8 protein-coding genes are annotated in these 6,479 nt (G+C 69.6%); 3 read left to right on the forward strand and 5 right to left on the reverse strand.

Features of this window, described 5'->3' with window-relative positions; all coding sequences use genetic code 11:
- Together ON39_RS06045 and ON39_RS06050 are read left to right on the forward strand one after the other, a co-directional pair.
- Window positions 1-827: adenosine deaminase (locus ON39_RS06045; protein WP_040732017.1), on the forward strand; the 827-nt coding region annotated here is incomplete at its 5' end.
- A gap of 657 nt (window positions 828-1,484) precedes the next feature.
- Window positions 1,485-2,141 (forward strand): hypothetical protein, encoded by a 657-nt coding sequence (locus ON39_RS06050; protein WP_051186343.1) that lies wholly within the window; start codon window positions 1,485-1,487, stop codon window positions 2,139-2,141.
- Here ON39_RS06050 and ON39_RS06055 read toward each other — a convergent pair whose 3' ends face one another.
- The 5 genes from ON39_RS06055 to ON39_RS06075 form a co-directional block, all read right to left on the reverse strand.
- Window positions 2,142-3,392: a SatS C-terminal domain-containing protein gene (locus ON39_RS06055; protein ID WP_040732024.1), complete on the reverse strand. Its 1,251-nt coding sequence runs from the start codon at window positions 3,390-3,392 to the stop codon at window positions 2,142-2,144.
- 26 nt (window positions 3,393-3,418) lie between these two features.
- The gene (locus ON39_RS06060) at window positions 3,419-3,766 is read right to left on the reverse strand and encodes a YbaB/EbfC family nucleoid-associated protein (protein WP_040732027.1); all 348 of its coding nucleotides are present in this window, start codon (window positions 3,764-3,766) and stop codon (window positions 3,419-3,421) included.
- 147 nt (window positions 3,767-3,913) lie between these two features.
- Complete coding sequence (locus ON39_RS06065) at window positions 3,914-4,264, reverse strand: hypothetical protein (RefSeq protein WP_040732030.1); 351 nt, start codon at window positions 4,262-4,264, stop codon at window positions 3,914-3,916.
- Window positions 4,261-5,391 (reverse strand): C40 family peptidase, encoded by a 1,131-nt coding sequence (locus ON39_RS06070; protein WP_040732033.1) that lies wholly within the window; start codon window positions 5,389-5,391, stop codon window positions 4,261-4,263. Before ON39_RS06070 ends, ON39_RS06065 begins: the two co-directional genes overlap by 4 nt.
- Before the next feature lie 4 nt (window positions 5,392-5,395).
- The gene (locus ON39_RS06075; RefSeq protein ID WP_040732035.1) at window positions 5,396-5,719 is read right to left on the reverse strand and encodes a type VII secretion target; all 324 of its coding nucleotides are present in this window, start codon (window positions 5,717-5,719) and stop codon (window positions 5,396-5,398) included.
- 146 nt (window positions 5,720-5,865) lie between these two features.
- Between ON39_RS06075 and upp the strand changes: the two genes are divergently transcribed.
- Window positions 5,866-6,479, forward strand: a 614-nt coding sequence (gene upp, locus ON39_RS06080) for a uracil phosphoribosyltransferase (protein WP_040732037.1), incomplete at its 3' end; no start/stop codon positions are given.

A 6,479-nucleotide genomic window follows, 5' to 3' on the forward strand; every position in this document is an offset into this window, starting at 1 on the left:
GCGAATGCGCCGAGGACCTGTCCGCCGACGGTGTGGTGTACGCCGAGGTGCGCTTCGCCCCCGAACAGCATTTGGAACGCGGGCTGACCCTCGACGAGGTCGTCGAACACACCCTGGCGGGCTTCCGCGAGGGCGAGGCGGCGGCCGCGGCGGCGGGCCGTCCCATCGTCGTCACCTGCCTGCTCACCGCCATGCGGCACGCGGCCCGCTCCCGCGAGATCGCCGAGCTCACCGTGCGATTCCGCGATCGCGGCGTCGGCGGCTTCGACATCGCGGGCGCGGAGGCGGGCTACCCGCCGAGCAGGCACCTGGACGCGTTCGAGTACATGCGAGCCAACAGCGCGCACTTCACGATTCACGCGGGCGAGGCGTTCGGCCTGCCGTCGATCCACGAGGCGCTGGCGTTCTGCGGCTGCGACCGGCTCGGCCACGGCGTGCGGATCACCGACGACATCAGCGTGCCCGGCGCGATCGAGGACGCCCGCCTCGGGCTCGTCGCGAACTACGTGCGCGACATGCGCATTCCGCTCGAGCTCTGTCCGTCCTCGAACGTGCAGACCGGCGCGGTGCCCTCGCTGGACAAGCACCCGTTCGACCTGCTGGCCCGGCTGCGCTTCCGCGTCACGGTCAACACCGACAACCGGCTGATGAGCGACACCACCATGAGCCAGGAGATGCTCAAGCTCGCCGACACGTTCGGCTACGGCTGGACCGACCTGGAGCGGTTCACCATCAACGCGATGAAGTCGGCGTTCATCCCGTTCCCCGAACGGCTGCGCATCATCGACGACATCATCAAGCCGGGATACGCGGTGCTGCTGGGATAGCAAGGGCGGCAACAGGTTCGGGCCGCTAGTGCCGGACGCAGGTCGCACCGGCCATGATCGCGTCACATGGCGGGCGGGTGCTTGTCGCTGATCGAGCACCCGCCCGGCCTGCGGTGTCAGAGGGCTATGGGCCAGCACCGAGGGTACGAGCCCCATAGCGTCGCGAGCCAGGGACAGTCGAACGAGACCGTCCTAGGCATCGGCGTGCACGTCGTCGCCGACCTCCCCGTGGGCAGTCGCCCACGATGCCGTCCCGAACGAGCACCATCGCCAGTTCTGCACTCCCTCTCGGGAGTTGCACTGAGTTTAGGGTCCTAATTCGAGTGTGTGGCCCGAGAGTGGGTGCGGGGGTGGGGGACTTGTTCGAGGTGGGCGAAGTGCTAGCGGTCCTTTGGTGGGCGCCCAGGCCTGCGAGAGATCTGTTCGATGCGTGGCGGCGGTGTCCGCTCCGGAGGTGCCGCTGCCCTCGTGAGTCGAATAGTGGCGCGCTCGGTCGGTATGCGGTGCGGCGAGAGGGATTATCGGGTTGGTAGCAAGGGGCTTTCTGTCAGTCATAGTTGTGCCGCCAGTGCGCCGCTGCTCGCGGTCCGATGAGGCCGGTCTTGTTGAAACGAGTGCGGTGAAAGGCCCGGCGGTCGGTTCGCTAGCGTGCTGGGTATGGCGACATTGCAGATTCCCAGCCGGTTCAACGGGCCGCCCGACTCGGGTAACGGCGGATACGTGGGCGGGCTACTGGCCGAGCGGCACGGGGATGCCGCGGTGACGGTGATCCTGCGCAGTCCGACGCCGCTGGACACACCGCTAGAGGTGCGGGCGGGCGACCTGTACGACGGTGACACCCTGGTCGCCGAGTCGCGGGCGGGCGAATTCGACCGGGACGCACCGCGTTCCGTGCCGTTCGCGGCCGCGACGGCCGCGGCGAGCTCCTATCAGAGCAACGAGATGTTCTCGTCCTGCTTCGTCTGCGGCAGCGGCCGCGCTGACGGGTTGCGCATCGAGGCGGGCGCGGTCGGCGACGGTCGGGTGGCCGCGCCGTGGATCCCGGACGACTCGCTGCCGCTGGGCCCCGCCGTCCTGTGGGCGGCGATGGACTGCCCCGGCGGCTGGTCGCTGCCCGACATGTTCGACCGCCCAGCCCTGCTCGGCTCCATGACCGCCGCCGTGCACGACCTGCCCGAGGTGGGCGAACAGTGCGTCGTCGTCGGCGAGAACCACGGCGAGCAGGGCCGAAAGTCGTTCTCCTCCACCGCGATCTACGGCTCCGACGACCGCCTGCTCGGCCGCGCCGAACAGATCTGGATCCGCCTGAAGTAGCTACTGCTGGTTGAGCCTGGCCTCGAAGTTGCGTTCGAGGTCTCGCCAGGACTGCGCCTCGGCGGCGAACGGAGGGTTGGGCGCCATGCGGTTCGGGTCGGGGTTGAGCAGGTAGGAGACGTACCAGCCGAGCGGGGTGGCGGGGGCCAGCGCCTGTTCGACGGTGTCGTCGCCGGCGTAGTCCGCGGCGTCGGTGAAGAGTTCGACCGCCAGGTCGAGCTGCTCGATGTCGACGGCCTCCGGGCCTTCGGCCAGGTCGTCGGCGAGGCCGGGCAGCACGTAGACGTTCTCGTCGGTGACCTCGACCTCGAGCGAGCCGTCCACCGCCGCGGTCTGCACGTCGGCGAAGGTGCTCACGCGGGCGAGGTCGTGCTCGTGGTCGTCGGCCAGGTACCTGGCCAGGGCGCGCTCGGAGGTGAACACCGTGATGGTGTTGTCGGAGCCGAGGAAGATCGGCTCGTCGTCGAGGTAACAGCGCAGGGTGAAGTAGGTGTTGTCCGAGGCGATGATCTTGACCGGGTCGATGCCGACCTCGTGCCAGAACGACTCGTCCTCCTCCTCTTCGTCCTCATCGTCGGCGTCGAGGTCGACGGGCTCGAACTCGTCCTCCTCGTTGTCCGCGGCGTCGTCGGCGTCGACCACGTTCTCCTCGGCCGCGAGCAGCTCGGCCTCGGCGACGGCGACGGCTTCCGCGTCGACCTCGGGGGTGTGCACGACGGAGTCGATGGCGTCGAGGACGCTGTCCCAGCCCTTGGCGATGGCGGCGCCGATCTGGTCCCAGAGTTCCTCGCCGTCGCGGCCGACGAACGCGTTCACCCCGCCGGGCAGCGCGCCGAGCACCGGATGCGACCCGAAGAACTTGGTCACGGTCTCCAGTTCGCAGACCTCGCCGATGTTGCGGACCATGCCGAGGGTGTCCTCCAGCTCGGCGATGGTGTCCACATCGGGGTCGCCCGCGGCCAGTTCGGGCACCGCGACCAGATCGAAGGTGAAGTTCTCCTCCGGCTCCAGTTCCACCGCCGACAGCCCGGCGACGACCTTCCATGCCGGATGGTCGACGAGGTCGTTGTCGGAGTTGGTCCGGATGAACGCGGCCAGCTCCGCAACGCTCTCGAATCCGTAGAGGGAGTCCTCGTGTCCGAGGAACGCCTCCCACTCGTCGTCACCGTCTCGCCAGCGCGGTGCCCACAGGGTGACGAGATCGCCATCGGTCAGGCCGAGCTCGATCGGGACGATGTCTCCAGAAGCCATGAGCGGAAGCCTATCGACCTTCCGCGTCAGGCACTATCCGGGCCGCCCCCAATCGTCGTCTTGGCATCGTTCGGCCCGGGAACGAACGACTCGTTCAGTGTCGCAACGACCTTCGAGCGTTGATTGCCCGCGTCCTCGGCGGCCTGCCTGCACGCCCAGACGATCAGCTGTCCGACCTCGGCGGGCGGGAGCGAGGTGACGTGCTCCGCGAGGCTCAGCGCGACGAGCGCGCCGTCGCTGTCGACCTCGACGGTGACCGTGCCGTCCTCGGTGGTGTGCCGCCCGCGGACCTGCTTGAGTCCGTACAGCGCGGCCTCGAGCGCCTCCAGCTTCTGCGTCGCGTTGGCGACCAAAGCGTCCATCTCAGCGCTCATGCCTGCGCCTCGCTGACGCTCGGCTCCGGCATGACCGCTGGGGCGGCTGTGCCCATGATTCGCTCGCTCCGCTCGCTCATGCCTGCGCCTCGCTGACGCTCGGCTCCGGCATGACCGCTGATGCGGCTGCGCCCATGGTTCGCTCGCTCATACCGGCCTCATCCAGGTCGTAGGTCCTGTGTCCGCGTCGTCGATCCGGTCCAGCTCATCCACGGCCGCCTGGCGGGTGGGCAGGCCGAGGCGGTCGAGGATGTCGGCGGGCATGCCCGCCTCGGCGAGCAGCTCGCGCCGCCGCGCCTTGGCGGCGACGGTGGAGCGCTTGGTGAGCCGCAGGATCTCGTTCGCGAGACTCTGTGCGCCGTAACGGTATTCGCTGCGCTCGAACTTGATCTCCACCGGCATGCCCTGGTCGGTGGCCCGCACCGAGATGGTGCCGGATCGGTTGGTGCTGCCGGCGACCGTGACGCTGGGAACGTTCGGTTGTTGGGGATTCGTCATGAGGTCGGCCTGTAGAAGCCGTGGAAGCCCATCCCTGAGTTCTCCGTTCGAATCGAGCTGATCTGGACCGGGTCACCGGCCTCGACGAACTGTCCGTTGCCGATCACCATGGCGACGTGGCCATCCCAGATGGCCAGGTCGCCGGGCATGAGGTCGCCGGGGGAGACCGAGGTGCCGGTGGCCTGGTCGGCGGCCAGGCGCGGCAGGTCGACGCCGGCCTCGCCGTAGGCGAACTTGGTCAGGCCGCTGCAGTCCAGTCCGGCGCCGGGGGTGTTGCCGCCCCACACGTACGGGGTGCCGACGGCGCTGATCGCCGAGCGAACCGCGGTGGCGGCCTTCTCGTTCGGGGCCTCCACCGTGCTGCCGTCGGGCAGCGTGATCTTCACGCCCTTGCCGTCGCTGGGTATGCCCGCCGAGCCGGTGTCGAGCTTGGGGGTGCTCGGCGAGCTCGGGGTGCCCGCGGCGCTGCTGGACTTCGAGGTCGTGGACGGCATGGCGGACATCGCGGTGCTCATCAGGCTGCTCGCCATCGAGCCGGCGCCGCTCAGCGCGCTGGTCGCGGTCGAGGCCAGTTGCTGCACCCCGGCGGTGGTGGTGGCGGGCGTGCCCGCGAGCGACGGGGTCGGCGGCGGCGGGGTGAGCTCGGTCATCGACGCGGTGTGCGTGCCGAGCTCGTTCTGCACCCGGCCGACCACGTTGAGCGCCTGGCCGAGGTGGTCTATCGCGGAGCCGACGATCATGGTCATGCCCGCCGGCGTGGCGAGCGCGGGCCCCGCGCTCACGGCGGTGTTCACGAACGACTGGGCGATGCCCGCGAGGTCCTTCTGGCCCGACTCCACCTCTGCGGCGGCCTGATTCACCACGGTTGCCATGTCGTTGCCGCGGTCGGAGATGGTGGCGGCGGAGGTCTGCACCCGCAGCGCCTTCGCGGTGGCGGCGTCGGCGGCCTGCCCGTCCCACGCGGTGTTCATGCTGTTGATGCTGTCGCGACCCATCTGATGGATCTGGTCGACGACGCTGGAGGTGCTCCGCAGCGCGTCGGAGGGGCCGCCCGTGGGCAGCACGCCGGTGCCGAAGCTGGCGAGCAACTCGAAGATGGGTTTGGCCAGGGCGTCGATATCGATCACCGGCTCACCCGTCCAATTCGGTGGTCGCGCTGCGCAGCGTCCCGGCGTTGTTCATGTCGGTCTCCGTGAGCACCGTGGCCGCGCCGGTCGCCGCGCCGCCCATGCTGGTGAGCCCCGCCGACAGCTCGCCGATCGACGCGACGTGCCCCGCGTGCGCCGCGGCGTACGCGGCCATGAAGTCGCCGCCGATCAACCCCATGATCGGGCCGAGCAGCGCGGGCTCGGCCGCGGCGGCGCTCGCGCCCGCCGTCGCCATCTCCCCGGCCATCACATGGGCGGTCGCGCCATAGGCTGCGATGCCCTCGGTGTCCGCCGACATCTTCCGCATAGAGCTTCCCCCATCTGTTGTTCCCAGGCAGAGTACGTCATTCACTTGATTCGACGCGCCCTCTTCCCGTTCGGTTCCCGCCGATGCGAAAAACTTTCGACGTCGAGGTTCGGCGGCGGGCCCGCCGGTCACTTTATCGTTCCCTCATGCGTACTCACACCGTGGACCATCCGCTCGCCGCCGCCCTGTTGACCACGATGCGAGACGAACGAACGGACAACTCCGCCTTCCGCGCGGCCCTGCGCGACCTCACCAGGATCCTCATCTATGAGGCGCTGCGCGACGCTCCGGTGCGGCGCTTCGAGATCAGCACCCCGGTGGCCGTCACCGAGGGCGCGCGGCTGGACCGGCCGCCGCTGCTCGTCCCGGTGCTGCGGGCCGGCCTCGGCATGGTCGACGTCGCCGCCGAGCTGATCCCCGACGCCCGGATCGGCTTCGTCGGCATCGCCCGGGACGAGCAGTCCCACCAGCCGGTCCCGTACATGGAGTCGCTGCCCGACGACCTGGCCGGCCTGCCGGTCTACGTGCTCGACCCGATGCTGGCCACCGGCGGCTCGATGCGCCACACCCTCGAACTGCTCGTCGCCAGGGGCGCGACCGACATCACCGCGGTGTGCGTCGTCGCGGCGCCGGAAGGCGTTGCGGCACTAAAAGATTCCGGCCATCCGGTGCGCCTGGTCACCGCCGCCGTCGACGCGGGCCTGAACGAGAACGCCTACATCGTCCCCGGCCTCGGCGACGCGGGCGACCGTCAGTTCGG

It is taken from the genome of Nocardia tenerifensis NBRC 101015 (assembly GCF_000308715.1).
Classification (GTDB): domain Bacteria; phylum Actinomycetota; class Actinomycetes; order Mycobacteriales; family Mycobacteriaceae; genus Nocardia; species Nocardia tenerifensis.